Raw genomic sequence first — 19812 nt, forward strand, 5'->3', positions numbered from 1 at the left:
TTTATGTCTGATACAAATAATAAAACTGAGTCTTCTTTTGTAGCCCTAGTTGCAAGAGAAAACAATAATATCCGTCTTGATCGTTTCCTTGCTCAAACTTACCATGACTATTCTAGATCTCGCCTTAAATCGCTAATAGAGCAAGGACTGTGCCAACGCAATCATTTAATAGTACGTGATCCATCAACTTCAGTCAAAGAAAACGATCATATAGAATTACACATTCCTCAAGCTAAACCTTACGCTCTAGAAGCCCAAAAAATTGATTTAGACATTTTGTACGAAGATCACGATTTAATTGTTGTTAACAAATCCGCAGGCCTAGTCGTCCATCCTGCACCAGGCAATGAAGATGGAACCCTAGTTAACGCGCTTTTAGCACATTGTGGAGATACCCTTACAGGAATTGGTGGGGAAAAACGTCCAGGTATTGTGCATAGGTTGGACAAAGATACTTCAGGGATTATTGTCGTTGCCAAAACAGAGCAAGCTTTAACTAAATTATCAGAAGATTTCGCCAACAGAAATATTGACCGTTTATATCTTGCTTTGTGTTGGGGGATCTTAAGCCCCACCAAAGGCAGTATTGAAGGAAATATCGGCCGAGATCCATATGATCGCAAAAGAATGGCCGTGGTTAAAAGAGGTGGAAAATTTGCCAGAACACATTATAAAACCCTTCAACTTATTAATCCTGCTATCAGTTTAATCCAATGTAAACTCGACACAGGGCGGACTCATCAGATACGTGTTCACCTTTCAAAAGAAGGCCACCCTTTAATCGGTGATCCTGTTTATTTAAAACGCGTTCCAGCGATATCTAAACAGCTTTCGGATGAACAAAGAAATATTACGTTGGACTTTCCTCGACAAGCTCTACATGCAACCTTTTTAGGATTTTCCCATCCTATCACAGGGAAATATTTACAATTTGAAACGGAGTTACCTAAAGATATGCAAGATTTAATTAAAAATATAATTGTCAATATATAAAAATTCACAATTGAAAAAATTCATATTCCTTTTACATCTTATTTAATACCTAAATTCAACACGATATGACGATTCGTTCCATAGCGAATCGATTTAACACTTCGAATTCGTTATAAAACCCTTTAAAAATATTAATTTTTTTCGTTAATTTTTTATTAACAAAAACTTTACTTTATGCCATAAGCATATTTAAAATCTAACCTTACAGGGTGCAATTTATTAACAATCAATTTTATTGCATATTTAAATCGTTTTTCTCGATGAAAAGGCAACAAAAAAAGATGTTATTTTTTTGACAGGACCATTTTGGTCTGATATTAAATAGTTGTTAGGTAACAATCACCTAGCAACATAAAAGCAGCAAATAAAGCTGTATTATAAATAAGTATAAAGATCTACAAATCTATTTTGCAATAGCAGAATACAATATCATAAGGAGCATATGTTATGGTGTCGTCAATGTTAAAAATAAGTCCAGATACTAATCTTACTCAATATATGCAATATACACGTAAGTTTCCTCTATTAACTCTTGAGGAAGAATACAAATATGCAAAAAAATGGAAAGATGAAGGCGATATAGAAGCTGCACATCGTTTAGTTTCTGCTCATCTAAGATTAGTAATCAAAATTGCTGCTGGTTATAAAGGTTATGGTCTACCTTTGAACGAGTTGATCAGCGAAGGAAATATTGGGATGTTACAAGCAATACAACGCTTTGATCCTGAAAGAGGTTTTCGCTTTACAACTTACGCAATTTGGTGGATTAAGGCCGCTATACAAGAATACATCTTGCACAGCTGGTCTTTGGTTAAAATTGGCACAACAGCAACTCAAAAGAAGCTTTTCTTTAACCTACGTCGCGTTAAAAGTCAGATTAGAGCTTTGGGTGAAAATGATTTAGATCCAGAGCAACTTGAGGCAATTTCCAAAGCATTAGGCGTTGCCAAAGAAGAGGTTCAAAATATGAATCAACGCTTAAGCGCTCATGATCACAGTCTAAACACACCAATCGGTAATGACAGTGATTATGACGAGTGGCAAAGTATGTTAGTTGATGACAGTGTCAATCAAGAGGAGAGTTATGCTGAAGAACAAGAACTTTCAAATCGTAGAACACTTTTGCATCAAGCAATGCAATCTTTAAAACCCAGAGAACGTGAAATCTTGGTTGAAAGAAGACTAAAAGAAAAACCTGCAACGTTAGAGGAGTTGTCTCAAGTCTATAACATTTCAAGAGAGCGTATCAGACAAATCGAAGTCAGAGCTTTTGAAAAACTTCAAGAGGTAATACAAGCTTCTACTTTTTTTTCTGATAATAGTAGTAGCCATATCCAAAGACATGCTATTGCTTGACTGTAAACTTCACTTTTTACTTCAGACACTTATTAATATCAGAGGATTATATATAAATATAATCCTCTTTTTTTGTTATTTAATGTAAGATCATTGGTAAAAAAAATCGTAAAATTCCTGCTGACCCTATACCGACGACTAATGTTACTAAAAAAGAAAAACGCATCGCGGTAATAATTGTTAAAGTAACCGCGATTAAATCTGATAATTTTCCTGTTACAAAAATTGGGGCAATCAAAGAGATCATAACGCAACCAGGTAAAATTTCTAACACTCTCGTTAACTTGGGATAATCTTTATTCCTAAGTAAAAGGTACCCACTAATCCGTGTTAGGTATGTTACAAATCCCATACCAACAATCGTTAAAAACGAATGTTCATTAATCAGATTATTCAGCATGTTTTACCTCAAAAAAACGCGAGGGCATACATAATACCATAAGCAACCCTGTCATTGTTCCTGCGATAACATACCAGGCACCAGGCACCATTAAATGTACAATGCAAGCAACTAACAAACTACATATCCATGGAATTCCTCGACGCCATCCATTCCACATACCCCGTAATAGTACAATAAAAACTGCGGGAAAGGCCATATCAAACCCATATTGGGTTAAATCCCCCAATAATGGTCCCACAAACATTCCTAAGACTGCAGAAACAATCCAAGTTATATAAAAAGAAACAGCAATCGTAATATAAAAAGGATAACTAAATGGTTCTCTGTATCCTTCTTCCATCCGACGATAACTATCCTGCAAAGAAAGCGCCCATGTTTCATCGCAAAGCAGAAAGAACGATAATAACATTTTACGCACAGGCTGCCTGCGACAAATAGGGATCATTGTTGCTCCCATCAAAATATGACGGCAATTTACCAACAAAGTCATACAAACAATCAAAAGTAAAGGTGGTATTTGTTGCCACAGGCCAATAGCGACAAACTCAGACCCACCTGCAAAATTTAGCCCGCACATTAAAACCAGTTCTAATAAGCTCATCCCTTTAATTTTGGCTTGTGCCCCAAGCATCATCCCAAATGGAATAAAACTGATAATCAAAGGAATAGCTACTTTAAATGCCCTTACGCATTCTTTATATGTATGGTATTTTAATTTCTGTTGTGCAACAGAGGAAACTGACATTTCCTTTTCCTATTTTTAAAGTGAAGAAAAATCTTAGTCAGTTAAATTTAAGATGTAAACCAATTTCCTTTTATTTTAATAGACCTAACATTAATTTCCCCCATTCTGCCACATAACTTGGCGTAACCATTGTTGCCTGGGATCTTTATGATTGCGTTCATGCCACGCCATAATCTTGGTATATCCTTTTACTTCGATCGGGGGATCAATTAATATAATATTTTTGAAATTCTTAACAACCCGCTCTGGCGCCACAGCGATAAAATCGCTTTTTTCCAAAACACATGGCAATAATAAAAAACTGGTAACCGATAAAGCAACCTTTCGACTTAATCCTAATTGTTTTAATGCTTCATCCGTAACCCCGCAAAATTGTCCCCCATGATGAGATACCAATACATGCTCATAAGCACAAAAATTTTCTAAACTTATTTTGCCCAAGCTTACCAAGGGATGATCTTTTCTCATAACACAAACATAACGCTCTTGATATAAAACACGTTGGTATAAAAAATCAGATATATTTTCTGGAGACGTTAAAAGCACATCCAACTCTCCGCGCTCAAGCATTAACTGTACATCAAGTTGATGATAAGAAAGGAAAGCCACATTCACATGAGGCGCTTGTTGTTTTAAAGCCATAACAAAAGGAACTCCTGTAACCAGCATATCATTATCATTGGCGGCAATATTAAACGTCATTTCCATATCAACAGGATTAAACTGTGCTGGTTGCATTAACATATGAATATCTGATAAAATTTTCTTGATAGGCTCTGCCAAACTTAACGCACGATCCGTCGGCACCACTCCATGTGGCGCACGAATAAATAATGGATCCTTGAATTGCTCTCTTAATCGGCCTAACATAATACTGACCGCAGGTTGTGTAAGAGATAATGTCCTGGCTGCACGTGTGACATTACGCTCATCCAGCAACGCGTTCATAACTTTAAGCAAATTAAAATCCAAAGAACTGATATTATCCATTTTTATAATCTTTATATAAATTATTAATTATATTTATATCTAATTTATTCCTATGATGAAAACAATCAATCATTCTTAGATAAAGAGATTCAAATGACAAAATTATATAGTTTAAATACACCCTATCAAATCAAAGGGCTTTCTTTGAAAAACCGTGTTGTTATGCCTCCAATGTGCCAATATCAAGCTCAAAATGGTATTGCCAATCAATGGCACCATATTCATTATGCCTCTCGCGCAGTGGGAGGGGTTGGATTGATTATTGTTGAAATGACCAGCGTTGCTGAAAATGGAAGAATTTCCCCCTATTGCCTGGGATTATGGAACGATGCACAACGTGATGCATTCAAACCTATTATTGATGCAGTGCATGCACAAGATGCAAAGATCGCTATTCAAATTGCACATTCTGGACGCAAAGCTTTGGGTGAAAAAAATGTCGTATCTTCCTCGCCTATAATTTACGATGGCAGTGTCGATGCTGGTGAAGGAAAATGGGAGTATAAAACCCCAAAAGAACTTACAAAATCTGAAATATTAGACCTTGTACAAGCATTCCAAAATACTGCGAAACGCGCAATAGAGGCTGGGTTTGATGCCATTGAACTCCATGGGGCTCATGGATATTTAATTCACCAATTTCATTCTCCTAAAATGAATCTGCGTACAGATGAATATGGACAAGACAAATTTCTGTTTGGTAAGCAAATCATTAAAGCAGTTAAAGATATTATGCCTGCAGAGATGCCTTTAATCATTCGAATTTCTGCTCAAGAATTCAGTAAAAATGGGTATGATGTTACTTATGGTTGTAAAATCGCCAAAGAATATGTCGATGCTGGTATAGACGTGATACATGTGAGTGGCGGTGGAGATGGGCCACTTGATAACAATCATCGCCCCTCTTTTCATGCAGGTTATCAAGTGTATCTTGCCAAAGCAGTTAAACAAACGGTTAATGTTCCCGTTATTGCAGTTGGAAAACTAGAAGATCCTGAATTAGCAGATTACGTTCTAAATTCTGGTGATGCTGACCTGGTTGCTATTGGAAGAGGTTTATTAAAAGATCCTTATTGGGTTTTAAATACGCAATACAAGCATAACCCTCCGAATGAAGCCATTCAGTTTGTTCCAAAAGCTTATCAAACATCATTGTCTCTTGAACTGAATAAGAAATAAATTAATAAGGCCTTAGTTAGTCACTATGGGCATAAGGCCTTTTTACAGTATAATAAAATTACAATATGAAGAAATTAGTAACAACAAGCCAAATATACTAGTATATTTGGTAGCCTGATCAACCGATTGCTTACAAAAACAAAGGCTAATATGTTATAAAAACACGTTTGTTTAAAAATCAATTTATTTTGGTTTAATCAAAACGATGTCTAATATAAAACAGTTCATATTATTATAATTTACAAAAAAAAAGTCCAACTTTGAAATTGAACTCTTTTTAACAGGTAATATTTTAAAATTCATTAAGAATTAAAAGAATATTCTCCTTCAACTTCTTCATCAACTGGAAAGATAAAATCATATCCCAGATTGAAGAGGAATGTATAAACTAAATAGAACAATACAATAGTAATATCCATTAAAAAGGCTGAAATCAAACTGATTCCCAAATACCAAGCAACAATAGGAACAAGAGAGATCGTTAAGCCCGCTTCGAATAAAATCGCATGGAATACACGAATAACGATATTTTTTTGAGTTGTGCCGCGGAAGTAAAGTATCACTTTATCAAAAGATAAATTATAAACAAAATTCCAAATTGTAGAAGCCAAAGATGAAGCAATTGCGACAACACTCATCTCGGTAATAGGTTGGTTAAACAATAATACACCAACGGGTATAAACAAAAACAATCCAATTATCTCATAAACAACCGCATGCCGAACTCTATCTCGGAAGGTACGCATTTAAAAATACTCTTTTTTACATTATTAATTCTTACTTTTAACTAATCTTTTTATAGATTATAGTTTTACATCATTTAGGTTTAATTTTTTTTCTTCTTTTTACTTTGTTATTACTTAACCTAACTATATCTGCTTTATTTTTAGAAGTAAATAACAACAGATAACTCATAGTGCTTCAAATTTGAAACATAAGAGAGAATTATAACATTCAAGCGAATGACAATATATTTAATAACATTTAGAGATTCATGAATTTATATAATGATTTATATTAAAAAAATGCCTTAAATTCAAATATTATAAAACTGTAAAAGCATTTGTTATCGTGAAAATATTCAATTTTATTTTCAAAAAAAATCAATCCGCGGATTATATAAAATATATTAACAAATATATATAATTTATTTTAAAACGTTAAAAATAAATTATCATATAAAGATAATACAAAGAAATTCGCTATTTTTAAAACTTATAATTTCTTTTAAAAACAGACAGTTATATATCTTATATCGTATTCAAACTACATTTTTTGATGTATAAAATACTCTATAAGCATATTTCTTGAATTAAAAGTAATCACTTATTGTATTAATCAATTCCTTAAGATTAAGATCAATATATAATTTATTTTACCATAGATAAGACATTGCATTTTTAAATACAGAAACTTATCTGATTTTAAAAGATTGAATCACGATTATGGAAAAATCCAAGAACACCTCAAAAAAATGGTCTATGATCATTATTTTATCATCAATTACATCTGCCCTTGCTGGCTTTTTATTTGGATACGATACAGTAGTCATATCTGGAGCAGAATTAAAAATCCAAGCGCTTTGGAATTTAAGCCCACAATTACATGGTTTCGTCACAGCATCAGCATTATATGGTACTGTTGTCGGAGCATTGATTGGTATTTGGCCAGCCAATCATTTTGGTCGAAAAATTACACTTTTGATTATTGCCCTTATTTATGTCGTATCTTCATTAGGTACAGCATTCGCACCAGAAGTATATTCGTTTGTTTTTATGCGTTTTCTTGGGGGGCTAGCTATTGGTGCATCAACTGTGGTTGCACCACTTTATATTGCTGAAATTTCTCCACCACAATATCGTGGACGTTTGGCTGGAATGTTTCAATTAAACGTTGTTTTATCTATGGTTATCGCTTATATCGCCAATTCACTCATTGCTGGTATGGGGGAACATGATTGGCGTTGGATGCTTGGGATGGCTGCTATCCCTTCAATAATTTACACAATTTGTTGTTTATTTATTCCTGAAAGCCCAAGATGGTTAATTAGCATTAAAAATAACACCACAGAAGCAACATCTGTATTAAAACGTTTTTATCCAACAGAAACACCCGAACAAATTGAGAATATTGTTGCAACTATCAAAAATGAAACACAATCAAAATCATCTAATGAAAAATTCTGGAGTTGGCGTTTACATCTTCCTATTTTCTTAGCAATCTTAATTGCACTTTTTAATCAAGCTTCTGGTATTAATGCAGTGCTTTACTTTGCACCACGAATTTTTGAACTTACAGGTCTGGGTGAAAAAGCTGCACTTCTACAATCGATCGGCGTTGGTGTGACATTCCTTATTTTTACAGCGGTTGGAGTGGCATTAATCGATCGTTTAGGGAGGAAAACCCTGCTTTATATCGGTGGAGTTGGATATGTAATTTCACTTGCACTAATTGCTTGGGGATTTGCATATCAATATTACGTAATTATCCCTCCTTGTATTTTCTTGTTTATCGCCTCTCATGCTATTGGACAAGGCACGGTTATCTGGGTTCTTATTTCAGAGATTTTCCCCAATCAATTTCGTGCTCAAGGACAAGCTGTCGGCAGCTTTACCCATTGGTTATGTGCCGCTGTTATTACGACTGTTTTCCCAAGCCTAGTAACGAATTTCTCTCCAAGTTATGTCTTTATGTTCTTCTGTTTCATGATGATAATACAACTCTTTTGGATTAAATATATGGTTGTTGAAACCAAAGGAATACCTTTGGAAGAAGTACAAAAGAAACTCGGTATCATTTAAATTATTTACTTTAGCAACTTTTATTATCAGGCACGAAATTTAATTCGTGCCTTTTTTCATTTCGTTCAATAGAGGGAGGATATACTGGGCTCAAGGCTCTTAAAACAGAAAGTATATTTTCTTAAATTTAAAAAATCATTATATTATTATTTAGAAGCACTAGCTTGTATAATTTTTCTTTCTTTCACTGGAAAAATAAAATCATAAGCAATATTGAAAAAGAATGCATAAACTAGATAAAAAATAACAATACCCATATCCATAATAAATGCATCAAGAAAACTAATTTGCAAATACCATGCAATCCCTGGCAAAGTGACTAAGGTTAATCCTACTTCAAAAAGAATAGTATGTATCACTCTGATTTTTAGACTTTTTTTAACATAACCACGTAAAAATATTAAAGTTTTATCAAATCCAAGATTATAAATAAAATTCCAAATCGTAGCTGCCACAGAGGAAAAGATACCAATAACCCCCATATCAGTAACAGAGTGATTAAACACCCATACAGAGCACGGAATGAACAAAATCAAACCAACGACTTCAAACATTAGCGCGTGACGAACTCTGTCCCAAAAGGTACGCATAACCTCTTTTTTTCCTTAATCTTGATGATATTATTTACATTTATAGAGATAACCATATATGCTTTATTTTTAGATGTAAATACACATGAAAAATTGCTGGCGGTTCATTTATGAAACATATAAATTGGGATAACCTTAAAATATTAGTCATCGTAGCAAGGTCAAAGACCCTTAGACGCGCTGCACAAAAAACAGGAATTAGTCCCGCGACACTTGCTAGGCGTATTGATGATTTAGAACACGAGCTTGGTGTAAAACTGATTGAACGTGTTCAGGCAGGCTGTATCCCTACCCCAGCAGGCGAAGATATCATCAAATGGGCAAAGGAGATGGAAGAAATTTCCTTTGAAATTGAACGTGCTGTCGATCAACAAGATTTTCATGAGGTTGAAGGAACGGTCAGAATTAATGCCGATGAATTAATATCTTATTTTTTAACATCTAGATTTGCAGAATTTCATAAATTATATCCTAATATTGAGATTGAAATCATTACATCTCACCGTGCCTATAGCTTAACTCGATTGGAAGCTGACATCGGTATTCGAACTTTTCGACCAGAGCAAGGGGATCTGATTATCCAAAAAATCGGTACCTTATCTTATGGACTCTATTGTGGACAAAATTATTATAAAGAACATCAATCAATCATTGATAACCAAAATTGGAAAAAACTTGATTTTGTTGGTTTTGACGAAGTACGTTTACATTTTGAGACTGAAAAATGGCTGCGCTCATTACCAGATGCCCCGACGCCTTGGATGCGTTGCAGTTATGCCCTAGGAATCTTTGATGGGATTACTCATAATAATGGACTAGGTGTTTTAGATACTTTCGTCGGCACAGAAATTGCTGATCTTTTGCACCCTGTAATTCCACACATTCCTGAACTAGACCAAGAAATCTGGATTTCTGTCCATAGTGGCCTCAGATCCAGCGCCAGAATTAAAGCAGTAAAAAAATATATCAGCGATCTATTTATTAAAAAGTAATTTTTTTCTATTACATAAAAATAGTCATAAATATATCAAATATATTTCAAATAAAAGTTAATATATTGTTCTAAATTTAGAGGTGATTATGCCATTTCAAAAACTAAATCCTGCATCAGAATTGTATGACAAGTATAAAAAAAACACTACTCAATATAAAGATGATCTTAGTAATCTAAGAGAAACTGTTGCTGCTATTATTACCAAAAAACGTTTAGTATCCTATATGAACACGACAAAGTGGCTTAAACTTCAATCTGCAGTTCATCAACTATCTTTTCTTCCTGCCTATATTATAAAATCCATTACTGATAAAGAGAACAACCAAAATATAATCAAAGGACTTGAAAGACTAAAAAAAGAAGCACCATGGTGGCTTGGCGATTGGTCCAATTTTTACGAAGAAGGCATGCCACCTCTTTTTAATATCGAATGGATCAAAGTGCGTCCACAGCTTTCCATATCGAAAGGCGCATTAATTCAACCTGAAATCATAGATGAATCAGACTCTTTCAGAGTAATACTAAATGACCATTATATACCACATGAAGAAGCAAATCATATATTTACAATTTACGGTTACAAATAATTTTGATCTCCAATCAATACTTAATAACCTTATTCAACAACAAGAAAATCTTGAGCTCTTGGATTATTTCTCTATCTTTTGAATCATATCGTCTAACAAACTTACATCTATTTTCAGATCTTTATAAGACTTACTGCTGGGATTTGTAACCTCAATCGTTTGTTTTTCTTCAAAAGCTAGTTGTGCTTGATTCATATAAAATTCCAACACATGACCACTAATCTGATTACTTTCATCCAAGAAGTGAAAATGAAAACCTGGCACAGCAATACGACCAAAAATCTCGGGCGTCCAAAATCCAATTAATCTTCCTGCAATATATTGATGGGTATCTATTTTCTGTGATGCAGCAACCTCTTTTACATCTCTTACATGCCCTTCTGCTGAAGGATAAGGTCGCCTAAAAGTAACCTGTTCAAATACACCTTCTAAAGAAACTGCTAAAAAGATATTATCTGGCTGAGTAAAGCGTTTTAAATTTTCATAAATATTTTTATGGTGCACATGCTCAATCAAATATTCTTGCTCTGGCTTAAAATCAGTCAATTGAATAAAAGGCACTCTAGCTTCAAAATCTAATGTTTTCAATGTTTTTCCTGCTGTTGCTTCATAAGCCGTGCCATCAAATATCGTAAGCTCTCCATTCAAATCAGCGGAACAGCCCAACCCAAAATTACATCCACAACTGGCTTTAGAAAACGCTTGTTCCCCATGTAAATGTCCTGCCATTAAAGCACCGATAGTTGAGAATTGAACAATTTTACTCATCAGATATTCCTTTGACATTATCTTCTTTAATAGATTGATAATAAGATCCTATTGACCAAACACCAATAATTTTATCTGCGAATTCCTTGGCTGTCATGGGGGTAAGCTTATCCTTTGATGGTAAATAAAAATCCCATTTTCCTGTAATTACCCATTTAACACTATAAAATAAGAGATGTAAAATAAAGGATAAAAAACCCAGTACTATAAAAATGCCACCCCAAATCAAATAAAGGGGTACATGATACCAAATAATTGGTAAGTTAAAATCTTTATTATTATCAAAAGCATCACAAAGATTTCTTTTATTTAATCCCATCACTACGGCTACTTGAGCAATCATTTTTTTTGCTTGATAGCCATACACTGCATATCCTCCAACATTAACATATAACTCAGGAGAAAATTCTGCGCATTTTAAAGGTAAATATTTTTTTATTACAAAATAAATCTTATCGTAATAAGGCTGCTGTTCTGACTGTGGTAATGCATAAAATTCTTGTAATTGTGTTTGATATATTTTTACAATTTCAATGAATATATCCGCAAATTTTACAATGCTTAATGGTTCAGGATCATCACACTCAAAATAAGTCAAATAAGGAAACGTCAAATAGGTAATTTCATACGGCAAACCTATTGTCTTGCCTACTATTTGAATTAATTCTGGCGCACTTAACTCATTTAAATCATATCCGTTTTCATTTAATAAGCTCTCTACAGAGAATTGATATCCTGTATAATACTGTAAATAATCTTGGCATATTGTATAAATTTGAGTGCGTAATGTTGGCTGATGTGCTGATTTCATAGGAAAACCACAGTTAGTCATTCTTAATTTTACCATATATAAAGCCAGATAATATCCACATTCCCAAGATAAAAGAAAAATATATAAATAAACCTAACATCAACATAAAGCCAACCTCATAAATTGCTTCTGATGGGCGGGTTACAGTTCCAATATCTTGTATTCCAACCCACATCTTCATCTCATCTTCAGACAAATTATCCATATCCCGAAAACACTCATAGCACGTTGATAAAATCCAAAAGATAAATGGTATCTGAATTATTCCAGCACATCCTATCCCTAGCCCCTGTAAAACATAAAAAAAAGGATTCGCCTTAATTCCCATTTGTTTCAATGAGAAAAAATAAAACAAATTTATTTTTCTTTTAGAAAATTGATCCCTTTTAACAATAGCTACTTGACGAAAACATCCATATCTTATTATGGAAATCGATAATACTAACACCATAAAAAATAAGTATATAAAAATGGTAATAATACAAATTTCTGTTATCAAAAAATATCTATACTGATAAACAAGTAATCGAATAATCAGTGCCATCCATAACCATAAAATTAACGCAATACTCAGACGATTTAAACCAATTGAGATACGGTCTTCTTTTAATCCTAGTTTTCTAAGAAAATAATTCATTATTTTGTACACTATATAGATTAAATATAAAAAAAAAGGATAGCTCAAAAGCTATCCTTTCTAAAAGACATATTATTTTGATGATAAAATATTAAACTACGAAGTCATCAGACTTAATCGTATCTTCTCGCTCTGGACTGGTAGAGATAATGCTGACTTTAACCCCTGTGAGCTCTTCAATACGTTTAATATAGTTATTTGCAGCATCAGGTAGGCCATCACGGCTTCTGACCCCATATGTGCTTTGATCCCAACCAGGCATTGTTTCATAAACAGGTTTTAAACGTTTTTGAGCTTCCAGAGTATATGGAAAACGATTAATTTGCTTACCATCCAACTCGTATCCAACACAGATTTTAAGCTCTTTTAAACCGTCCAAAACGTCCAATTTCATAATGGCTAGACCATCCAAGCCACCCACTTGCACTGCACGTTTAACCAATACTGCATCAAACCACCCACAACGACGAGGGCGACCCGTTACAGTTCCAAATTCAAAGCCTTTTTCGCCCAAATATTGACCCACATCATCAAACAATTCTGTTGGGAAAGGCCCAGCGCCAACACGGGTTGTATAAGCTTTGGCAATCCCAAGTATATATCCCCCGGCACGAGGGCCTGTGCCACTGCCAACACCTGTTTGAGAAGGAACAGTATTAGAGCTGGTCACAAAAGGATAGGTTCCATGATCCACGTCAAGCATAATAGCCTGAGCACCTTCGAACAAAATAAATTTATTCTGTTCCAAAGCAGTAGCCAATATTTCAGGAACATGCGCCATAAAAGGTAATACTTTAGGGGCAATATCAGCCAAATATGCCAAAGTTTCCTCTTTGGTAAATGTTTTTTCACCCAAAGAAGCTAATAACGCATTGTGATGAGCAAGTAACTCGTCCAAACGCCAATCTAATGTTTCTGGTTCTGTTAAATCACATAAACGAATAGCACGGCGTGCTACTTTATCTTCATAAGCAGGACCAATGCCACGACCTGTTGTGCCAATCTTTCTGTCCCCTCTTGCTTTTTCACGAGCTTGATCCAATGCCACATGAGAAGGTAGAATCAAAGGGCAATTCTCAGCAACTTTTAAAAATTCAGGCGTAATTTCAATATTTTGATCTTTAAATCGTGCAATTTCATTCAACAATGCTTGAGGATCAACCACAACACCATTACCAATAATACTGGTCTTTTTACGTACAACGCCAGAAGGAAGCAAAGAAAGTTTATAACTTTCCCCGTCAATCACCAATGTATGCCCAGCGTTATGCCCACCTTGAAAACGCACCACAACATCCGCATGACTGGCAAGCCAATCAACAATCTTACCTTTTCCTTCATCACCCCATTGAGAGCCCACGATGGTAACACTGGACATAAAATTTTTCCTACTAAATATATTAAAAAGTTAAGTTAAACCAACAATAATGCAATATTTAAATTACTCAGCAACCGCTTGTAACTCTTTACCCTGCAAAATGTAATTACAATTTAAACGACAAGCTTCTGCTTGAGCATCCTCATCTGCCGTTAATCCCATAATCAGAATATACCCATCCTGACGCAGACTAGTTAACTCTTGTATTGTATGACCAAAGGGAACAAATACACGTTCACGTATATGTTCATCAAAATTAATTAATGGTAATAATAAATCTGGACGTAAAGTTAGCCCACAAGCTGGCTCACCATTATCGGATAAATAACGACCACCGCGCCCAACTTCACCACTAACCCCATTAATATAGACCGAAAAACATAATCCCGTATGATAGTTCCATCCACGAAACTCCACAGGATCAATCGTTAACTGCAAATCTGGATTATGCGCTTGCACGGCTTCTACTACTGTTAATAAACGATCAAATATTTGTTGTGCTTCTTGGGGTAAATCTAACCCTTTTAACATGTTAATTGCACGATCAGCAGGGCCTGCTGCTTGTAACATGGTTGTTAAAATACCAGACAAAGCGCCACCATATTTTTGAACAGCTGCCACATCTTTACGATCCAATGCACGCATCAAAATTTTAGTTTGCTGTTCATCAAAAGATTCTGTTTGAATAATCGTATTTGCCAATTGAGGCATCATTAAATCAATAGATATAGAAGGAAGAACATCTTCCATCGCTAATGCAGCGGCAATAATTGTAATAATTTCTGCATCAGCCTGAGGACTATCGACGCCAATAAGCTCTATTCCCGCCTGCAATATTTGTCTTGCAGCACTATGTTTTGCACCGCTAACCAATATACATGGCCCAGCATAAGAAAGACGCAATGGACGTGGAGAATTAATTAAACGTGTTGCTGCAATACGAGCAATTTGTGGCGTAATATCAGGACGTAACCCCATCATATAATGGGTTTCTGGGTCCATAACGCGAAATGTTTGTTCAGCAATCCCAGACCCTGCATTTGCCAAAAGGCTTTGTTCAAATTCTAACAAAGGAGGGCTGACACGTTCATATCCATAATCATTAAATGCACTCATGATCCATTGGACTAGACTGGCTTCTGCCTCTGCATCCGAAGGTAAAAGATCACAAAACCCTATTGGTAATAGAGCATTACTCATTTCCAAATCTTCAATCATAGAACCGTGCTTTACCCTTGCCTTATTAAACAATAACTTTTATTGATATTAGTATGTAGATTTAATAAAAGCAAATGCCCAATCCAGCCACGGCAATAATAATTTAATATCCGTCGTTTCAACCGTAGCACCACCCCAAATTCGCAAGCCCAAAGGTGCGTCTCGATAACTGGCCAAATCATAACCAGCCTTTTCGGTAGCAAGTAATTTCGTTATTTTTGAAAATACAATTTTTTGTTCTTTATCGTCTAATCCCACAAACCAAGGATCAACAATTTTTAAACATATTGAAGTATTAGAACGAAACTCTTCTTTACTGGCTAAAAACTCTACCCACGGTGCTTGAGCAACCCACTGAGAGATCTCTTTTAAATTTTGATCACAACGTTTTTTTAAACCTGGTAACCCACCCATAGATTGTGCCCAACGCAATCCATCAAGAGCATCCTCTACACACAACATAGAAGGCGTATTGATGGTATCACCTTCGAAGATTTTATCGTTTAATTTACCTTGCTTTAGAACCCGGAAAATCTTAGGTAATGGACGTAGCTGCTCGGTTTCTTCCAAACGCTTTACAGCCTTAGGAGACAACGCAATCATACCATGTGCGGCCTCTCCACCAAGGGCTTTTTGCCATGACCACGTTACCACATCTAACTTCTCCCATGGTAAATCCATAGCAAAAGCTGCCGAAGTTGCATCGCAAATAACTAAACCATCACGATGTTGAGGAATAAACTCATCATTCGGAATTTTAACCCCAGAGGTAGTCCCATTCCATACCATGACCACGTCATGTGCCCAGTTAATCTGTCTTAAATCAGGTAACTCACCATAATCAGCATGCAATATTCTTGCATCAGATAGTTTTAATTGCTTAACAACGTCTGTAACCCATTCAGCAGAAAAACTATCAAAAGAAAGCATATCTACAGGACGAGAACCCAAGATTGCCCATAATGCCAACTCTACTGCACCCGTATCAGAAGCAGGAACAATTCCGACTTTCCAATCTTTGGGAATCCCTAATATTTCAGAAGAAAGAGTAATAACCTCATTTAACTTTGCACGTCCCTCACCTGAACGATGAGAACGTCCTACTAGTGCATCTTGTAATGCACTAAGATTCCATCCTGGGCGTTTCGCACATGGACCAGAGGAAAAACAAGGGTTGTTCGGTTTTTGATTGGGTTTTGTAGGTAATGAAGACATCGGCATAAGGTTTCACAACATATGGTGCATATTTATATGCAATTTGGTGCGAAAGGGGGGATTTGAACCCCCACGCCTTGCGGCGGTCGATTTTGAGTCGACTACGTCTACCGTTCCGTCACTCTCGCTTTATATATGTTGTCTTAGCAGATATTCCTATCAAAAGACAATGTTCTTTTAAAAAAAAATAAGAAAAATTGCAAGGGATTTATTTTTAATTACTTATTATTTTTTTATGCAAACCAAAAATTAAACAAATCTTCAAATATAAGTTGGTTTGTAGCAATGGTTTATCCCCTAATTTACGTTAAAATCCTACAATTTAAGTAAATTAAATTAACATTCATTATTTTATTTTCTATTTGACTCTCTTTATTAAATTTGATCAGATAATACACATAAATAACATTCTATTTATTACTTAATGAATAGGCCCTATTAATAATATACATCTTAATTTGTTCATCATATTAATTAATATAGGGATTTGTTTTCTTTATAATAAAGCATTAGCTCAAATTTAAACAATAAGGATCAGATAAATGAAAGTAGCCGTTGGTGGCGATCATGCTGGTTTTACCCTTAGACAAGCGGTAATCCAAATTATAAAAGACCTAGGTCATACACCTGTCGATTTTGGATGTTATAGTCTGGAAGAAACGGATTTTCCTGGTTATGCTGAAAAAGCCTGTCAATCAATTATCAATAAAGAATGCGAAAGAGGCATTCTGGTTTGTGGATCTGGGGTTGGCGTCTCAATTGTTGCAAATAAAGTCCCCGGTATCCGAGCCTCTGTATGTCATGATTATTATCTGGCACATCAATCCGTAGAACATGATGATGTTAATGTCATGTGTTTCGGTGGTAAAGTGATAGGAGAATGGTTGGCTGCTGATTTAGTCAAAGCGTTTCTAGATGCAAAATTTAGTGATAACAAAGATATACGCAGACGCGTAACACAAATGAATGATATTGAAGCAAAATATAGCTCTAAAGAATAACAAATATCAACTTTGATATTTTAAACTGAATATTTTCTTCTTTCCATCAAAACAAATGCAAGTATACGTTTAGGTGGATAGAAGAGATTTGTATTTAAGTGCATATCATTAAATATAATTAAAATTGTGTATTCTTTTAATACTATTTTAAAAAATTCATAATATGAATTTATAAAATCTCGGTATATAGATTTTACGTGATATTTAACCCGCACTCATCTCATAAAAATCAACACGATGTTTAAAGAATTTCTCAACTTATATCTTTAACTACACATGAACCATTTTTTTGAGTTTTCTTTATATATATCATTTCATAAACTGCTTCTTATCAAAATCCATGAAATATAAAACAGTTTAGAAATAGTTTTATGACGTCATAATCTTGCAATATTCTAACTAAATTACGTATTAAACAATTTTCCCTGAAAATACACTAACGTTATTTGCACAAGACTTTCGATCTATAATTTTCACCTGTAATTTTAAAAGTATAAAATAAATATATTTTTAATATGTATTTTCAACTTAAAGTATAGTATAATAATATTATATACATACTTACAAGTTTAAAGTAAATATATATATCTACTTTTTAAAAACTAAATATATTTTTAATTATTATTTAATAATAAAAGGAATTTACAATGGAAACACTTTCCGATGCTGATATTTTCGTAAAAAATACAGCTAAAACAGTTGATAATTTATACTATCCTACTTTTCATGTTGCTGCAGAATCTGGTTGGATTAATGATCCAAATGGTTTGATTTATATCAATGGTTACTATCATTTTTTCTTTCAGCACTATCCATACAGTGCTGAATGGGGTCCCATGCATTGGGGACATGTCATCAGTAAAGATTTAGTACATTGGGAACATCTTCCAATTGCGCTTTATCCTGATCAAGATTACGATCGTGGTGGCTGTTATTCTGGTTCTGCTGTGGATAATAACGGGGTATTTACCTTAATTTATACAGGTAATGTATGGTTAGGGGCAGAAGGCGATGATACTCATATTCGCCAAGTACAGTGTATGGCAACCAGTACGGATGGGATTAACTTTATTAAACATGGTCCTGTATTATATCCACCAGAAGGTATTATGCATTTCCGCGATCCTAAAGTATGGCGAGCAAGAGATTCATGGTGGATGGTTGTCGGCGCACGTCCACAAACCAACCTTGGCGAAGTCAGGTTATACCAATCTCCAAACTTAACCGATTGGACATTTGTAAGAATATTAGACCAAGCCACAACATCCCAAGAAGGCTTTATGTGGGAATGCCCAGACTTCTTTAACGTTAATAACAAAGATATCTTAATTACATCCCCCCAAGGCATTGATGCCCAAGGATATGATTATCGCAATCATTTTCAAAGCGGTTACCGTTGTGGTGTATGGGAGAAAGATAGCTCTTATACTGTTCAAGAAGAATTCAAAGAAATTGATCATGGACATGACTTTTATGCGCCACAATCTTTCACAGCAGCAGATGGTCGCCGTATCATGGTTGGTTGGATGAATATGTGGAATTCCACCATGCCGACACAAAAACAAGGTTGGGCTGGTGCATTCACGCTTCCTCGTGAAGTCAATTATAATGAGCATGGGCGTTTACTATGCACACCAATTACTGAGCTAGAACAACTTAGATCAGATTACAATGCTTTGAAACCATTTTCACTAACCAATATGCGTGTAGGTTTAGCAACGCAATATCAAGAGTATAAAATCTCTTTTGATTTAGCTAAAAGCACTGCTGAACGATATGGGTTTACCATTGGAGATGGCGCAAAAATATTTATCGATTCACAATCTAAACGCCTCGTTCTAGAACGCTTAAGCACAGATTTAACGCTGAATACAGAGCGAAGCATTCCTTTGGTTGCATGCTCAAAAATTAATTTGCATATTTTTGTTGATGCTTCTTCTATTGAGATCTTTGTGAATGATGGAGAATATACTTTAACCAGTAATTTCTATCCAAGTGCTGGAAATAATACAGTAACTTTTTATACAGAAAACGGTAAAGCTGTGGTCTCTAGTGTAGAATGTTGGAAACTTGCTAATATTTTTTCTAGCTGTTCAGAATAAATATAGATAATAAATAGCCCCTCTCTTTGATAAAACTTACAATA

At 34.8% G+C, this 19812-nt stretch carries 19 protein-coding genes and 1 tRNA gene; 8 read left to right on the top strand and 12 right to left on the bottom strand.

Annotation, left to right across the window (positions count from 1 at the left end):
* The first annotated feature begins 3 nt into the window (after positions 1 to 3).
* Positions 4 to 993 (top strand): RluA family pseudouridine synthase, encoded by a 990-nt coding sequence (locus QMN76_RS08270; protein ID WP_282023494.1) that lies wholly within the window; start codon positions 4 to 6, stop codon positions 991 to 993.
* A 447-nt stretch (positions 994 to 1440) separates the two neighbouring features.
* Positions 1441 to 2349, top strand: coding sequence for an RNA polymerase sigma factor RpoH (gene rpoH, locus QMN76_RS08275; protein WP_282023495.1), 909 nt, complete (start codon positions 1441 to 1443; stop codon positions 2347 to 2349).
* Between the two features lie 79 nt (positions 2350 to 2428).
* Here the strand turns inward: rpoH and QMN76_RS08280 are convergent, their stop codons facing one another.
* The 3 genes from QMN76_RS08280 to QMN76_RS08290 all read right to left on the bottom strand — a co-directional run bounded on the left by QMN76_RS08280 (position 2429) and on the right by QMN76_RS08290 (position 4487).
* Positions 2429 to 2749, bottom strand: coding sequence for an AzlD family protein (locus QMN76_RS08280; RefSeq protein WP_200867609.1), 321 nt, complete (start codon positions 2747 to 2749; stop codon positions 2429 to 2431).
* Positions 2739 to 3497: an AzlC family ABC transporter permease gene (locus tag QMN76_RS08285; RefSeq protein WP_282023496.1), complete on the bottom strand. Its 759-nt coding sequence runs from the start codon at positions 3495 to 3497 to the stop codon at positions 2739 to 2741. The genes QMN76_RS08280 and QMN76_RS08285 overlap by 11 nt, the downstream gene beginning before the upstream one ends.
* Positions 3498 to 3587: 90 nt before the next feature.
* Positions 3588 to 4487 carry a LysR family transcriptional regulator gene (locus tag QMN76_RS08290; RefSeq protein WP_282023497.1) on the bottom strand — a complete coding sequence of 300 codons (900 nt, stop codon included), beginning with the start codon at positions 4485 to 4487 and terminating at the stop codon, positions 3588 to 3590.
* A 93-nt stretch (positions 4488 to 4580) separates the two neighbouring features.
* Here QMN76_RS08290 and QMN76_RS08295 point away from each other — a divergent pair, with 93 nt between their 5' ends.
* On the top strand, positions 4581 to 5666 hold the full coding sequence (locus QMN76_RS08295) for an NADH:flavin oxidoreductase/NADH oxidase (RefSeq protein WP_282023498.1): 1086 nt from the start codon (positions 4581 to 4583) through the stop codon (positions 5664 to 5666).
* A gap of 302 nt (positions 5667 to 5968) precedes the next feature.
* Here QMN76_RS08295 and QMN76_RS08300 read toward each other — a convergent pair whose 3' ends face one another.
* Positions 5969 to 6412 carry a PACE efflux transporter gene (locus QMN76_RS08300; protein WP_034338311.1) on the bottom strand — a complete coding sequence of 148 codons (444 nt, stop codon included), beginning with the start codon at positions 6410 to 6412 and terminating at the stop codon, positions 5969 to 5971.
* Positions 6413 to 7111: 699 nt separating this feature from the next.
* Between QMN76_RS08300 and QMN76_RS08305 the strand changes: the two genes are divergently transcribed.
* Positions 7112 to 8467, top strand: coding sequence for a sugar porter family MFS transporter (locus QMN76_RS08305; RefSeq protein WP_282023499.1), 1356 nt, complete (start codon positions 7112 to 7114; stop codon positions 8465 to 8467).
* Between the two features lie 146 nt (positions 8468 to 8613).
* On the opposite strand, the gene QMN76_RS08310 is transcribed toward QMN76_RS08305, so the two are convergent.
* Positions 8614 to 9057: a PACE efflux transporter gene (locus QMN76_RS08310; protein ID WP_282023500.1), complete on the bottom strand. Its 444-nt coding sequence runs from the start codon at positions 9055 to 9057 to the stop codon at positions 8614 to 8616.
* A 110-nt stretch (positions 9058 to 9167) separates the two neighbouring features.
* On the opposite strand from QMN76_RS08310, the gene QMN76_RS08315 reads away from it, so the two are divergent.
* Both QMN76_RS08315 and QMN76_RS08320 read left to right on the top strand, forming a co-directional pair.
* Positions 9168 to 10049 carry a LysR family transcriptional regulator gene (locus QMN76_RS08315; RefSeq protein WP_282023501.1) on the top strand — a complete coding sequence of 294 codons (882 nt, stop codon included), beginning with the start codon at positions 9168 to 9170 and terminating at the stop codon, positions 10047 to 10049.
* Positions 10050 to 10137: 88 nt separating this feature from the next.
* Positions 10138 to 10638, top strand: a complete 501-nt coding sequence (locus QMN76_RS08320) for a DUF6678 family protein (RefSeq protein WP_034338318.1) — start codon at positions 10138 to 10140, stop codon at positions 10636 to 10638.
* 63 nt (positions 10639 to 10701) lie between these two features.
* Here QMN76_RS08320 and QMN76_RS08325 read toward each other — a convergent pair whose 3' ends face one another.
* The 7 genes from QMN76_RS08325 to QMN76_RS08355 form a co-directional block, all read right to left on the bottom strand.
* Positions 10702 to 11406, bottom strand: coding sequence for an acetolactate decarboxylase (locus QMN76_RS08325; protein ID WP_282023502.1), 705 nt, complete (start codon positions 11404 to 11406; stop codon positions 10702 to 10704).
* Positions 11399 to 12253: a hypothetical protein gene (locus QMN76_RS08330; RefSeq protein WP_282023503.1), complete on the bottom strand. Its 855-nt coding sequence runs from the start codon at positions 12251 to 12253 to the stop codon at positions 11399 to 11401. The genes QMN76_RS08325 and QMN76_RS08330 overlap by 8 nt, the downstream gene beginning before the upstream one ends.
* The gene (locus QMN76_RS08335; RefSeq protein ID WP_282023504.1) at positions 12231 to 12854 is read right to left on the bottom strand and encodes a hypothetical protein; all 624 of its coding nucleotides are present in this window, start codon (positions 12852 to 12854) and stop codon (positions 12231 to 12233) included. The genes QMN76_RS08330 and QMN76_RS08335 overlap by 23 nt, the downstream gene beginning before the upstream one ends.
* A 91-nt stretch (positions 12855 to 12945) precedes the next feature.
* Entirely contained in the window at positions 12946 to 14232 is a 1287-nt protein-coding gene (locus QMN76_RS08340; RefSeq protein ID WP_282023505.1) for an adenylosuccinate synthase, read from the bottom strand.
* Between the two features lie 63 nt (positions 14233 to 14295).
* Positions 14296 to 15432 carry an ATP phosphoribosyltransferase regulatory subunit gene (locus QMN76_RS08345; protein ID WP_408869465.1) on the bottom strand — a complete coding sequence of 379 codons (1137 nt, stop codon included), beginning with the start codon at positions 15430 to 15432 and terminating at the stop codon, positions 14296 to 14298.
* Between the two features lie 66 nt (positions 15433 to 15498).
* Entirely contained in the window at positions 15499 to 16665 is a 1167-nt protein-coding gene (locus tag QMN76_RS08350) for a phosphoserine transaminase (RefSeq protein ID WP_408869466.1), read from the bottom strand.
* Between the two features lie 44 nt (positions 16666 to 16709).
* Positions 16710 to 16793: transfer RNA gene (locus QMN76_RS08355), tRNA-Leu, on the bottom strand.
* A 414-nt stretch (positions 16794 to 17207) separates the two neighbouring features.
* Between QMN76_RS08355 and rpiB the strand changes: the two genes are divergently transcribed.
* Positions 17208 to 17666: a ribose 5-phosphate isomerase B gene (gene rpiB / locus QMN76_RS08360; RefSeq protein WP_034338333.1), complete on the top strand. Its 459-nt coding sequence runs from the start codon at positions 17208 to 17210 to the stop codon at positions 17664 to 17666.
* A gap of 647 nt (positions 17667 to 18313) precedes the next feature.
* Positions 18314 to 19768 carry a glycoside hydrolase family 32 protein gene (locus QMN76_RS08365; protein ID WP_282023508.1) on the top strand — a complete coding sequence of 485 codons (1455 nt, stop codon included), beginning with the start codon at positions 18314 to 18316 and terminating at the stop codon, positions 19766 to 19768.
* Positions 19769 to 19812 lie beyond the last annotated feature (44 nt).

Origin of the sequence: Commensalibacter papalotli (ex Botero et al. 2024) (assembly GCF_947179115.1) — a bacterium.
GTDB classification, from domain to species: Bacteria; Pseudomonadota; Alphaproteobacteria; order Acetobacterales; family Acetobacteraceae; genus Commensalibacter; species Commensalibacter papalotli.

Excerpts from the sequence above, each read along its gene's own strand:
- QMN76_RS08305 (WP_282023499.1), top strand. The coding sequence starts at position 7,112 with ATGGAAAAATCCAAGAACACCTCAAAAAAATGGTCTATGATCATTATT.
- rpiB (WP_034338333.1), top strand. The coding sequence starts at position 17,208 with ATGAAAGTAGCCGTTGGTGGCGATCATGCTGGTTTTACCCTTAGACAA.
- QMN76_RS08295 (WP_282023498.1), top strand. The coding sequence starts at position 4,581 with ATGACAAAATTATATAGTTTAAATACACCCTATCAAATCAAAGGGCTT.
- QMN76_RS08345 (WP_408869465.1), bottom strand. The coding sequence starts at position 15,432 with ATGAGTAATGCTCTATTACCAATAGGGTTTTGTGATCTTTTACCTTCG.
- QMN76_RS08335 (WP_282023504.1), bottom strand. The coding sequence starts at position 12,854 with ATGAATTATTTTCTTAGAAAACTAGGATTAAAAGAAGACCGTATCTCA.
- QMN76_RS08300 (WP_034338311.1), bottom strand. The coding sequence starts at position 6,412 with ATGCGTACCTTCCGAGATAGAGTTCGGCATGCGGTTGTTTATGAGATA.
- QMN76_RS08330 (WP_282023503.1), bottom strand. The coding sequence starts at position 12,253 with ATGGTAAAATTAAGAATGACTAACTGTGGTTTTCCTATGAAATCAGCA.
- QMN76_RS08325 (WP_282023502.1), bottom strand. The coding sequence starts at position 11,406 with ATGAGTAAAATTGTTCAATTCTCAACTATCGGTGCTTTAATGGCAGGA.
- rpoH (WP_282023495.1), top strand. The coding sequence starts at position 1,441 with ATGGTGTCGTCAATGTTAAAAATAAGTCCAGATACTAATCTTACTCAA.
- QMN76_RS08290 (WP_282023497.1), bottom strand. The coding sequence starts at position 4,487 with ATGGATAATATCAGTTCTTTGGATTTTAATTTGCTTAAAGTTATGAAC.
- QMN76_RS08270 (WP_282023494.1), top strand. The coding sequence starts at position 4 with ATGTCTGATACAAATAATAAAACTGAGTCTTCTTTTGTAGCCCTAGTT.
- QMN76_RS08315 (WP_282023501.1), top strand. The coding sequence starts at position 9,168 with ATGAAACATATAAATTGGGATAACCTTAAAATATTAGTCATCGTAGCA.
- QMN76_RS08280 (WP_200867609.1), bottom strand. The coding sequence starts at position 2,749 with ATGCTGAATAATCTGATTAATGAACATTCGTTTTTAACGATTGTTGGT.
- QMN76_RS08340 (WP_282023505.1), bottom strand. The coding sequence starts at position 14,232 with ATGTCCAGTGTTACCATCGTGGGCTCTCAATGGGGTGATGAAGGAAAA.
- QMN76_RS08365 (WP_282023508.1), top strand. The coding sequence starts at position 18,314 with ATGGAAACACTTTCCGATGCTGATATTTTCGTAAAAAATACAGCTAAA.
- QMN76_RS08310 (WP_282023500.1), bottom strand. The coding sequence starts at position 9,057 with ATGCGTACCTTTTGGGACAGAGTTCGTCACGCGCTAATGTTTGAAGTC.
- QMN76_RS08320 (WP_034338318.1), top strand. The coding sequence starts at position 10,138 with ATGCCATTTCAAAAACTAAATCCTGCATCAGAATTGTATGACAAGTAT.
- QMN76_RS08350 (WP_408869466.1), bottom strand. The coding sequence starts at position 16,665 with ATGTCTTCATTACCTACAAAACCCAATCAAAAACCGAACAACCCTTGT.
- QMN76_RS08285 (WP_282023496.1), bottom strand. The coding sequence starts at position 3,497 with ATGTCAGTTTCCTCTGTTGCACAACAGAAATTAAAATACCATACATAT.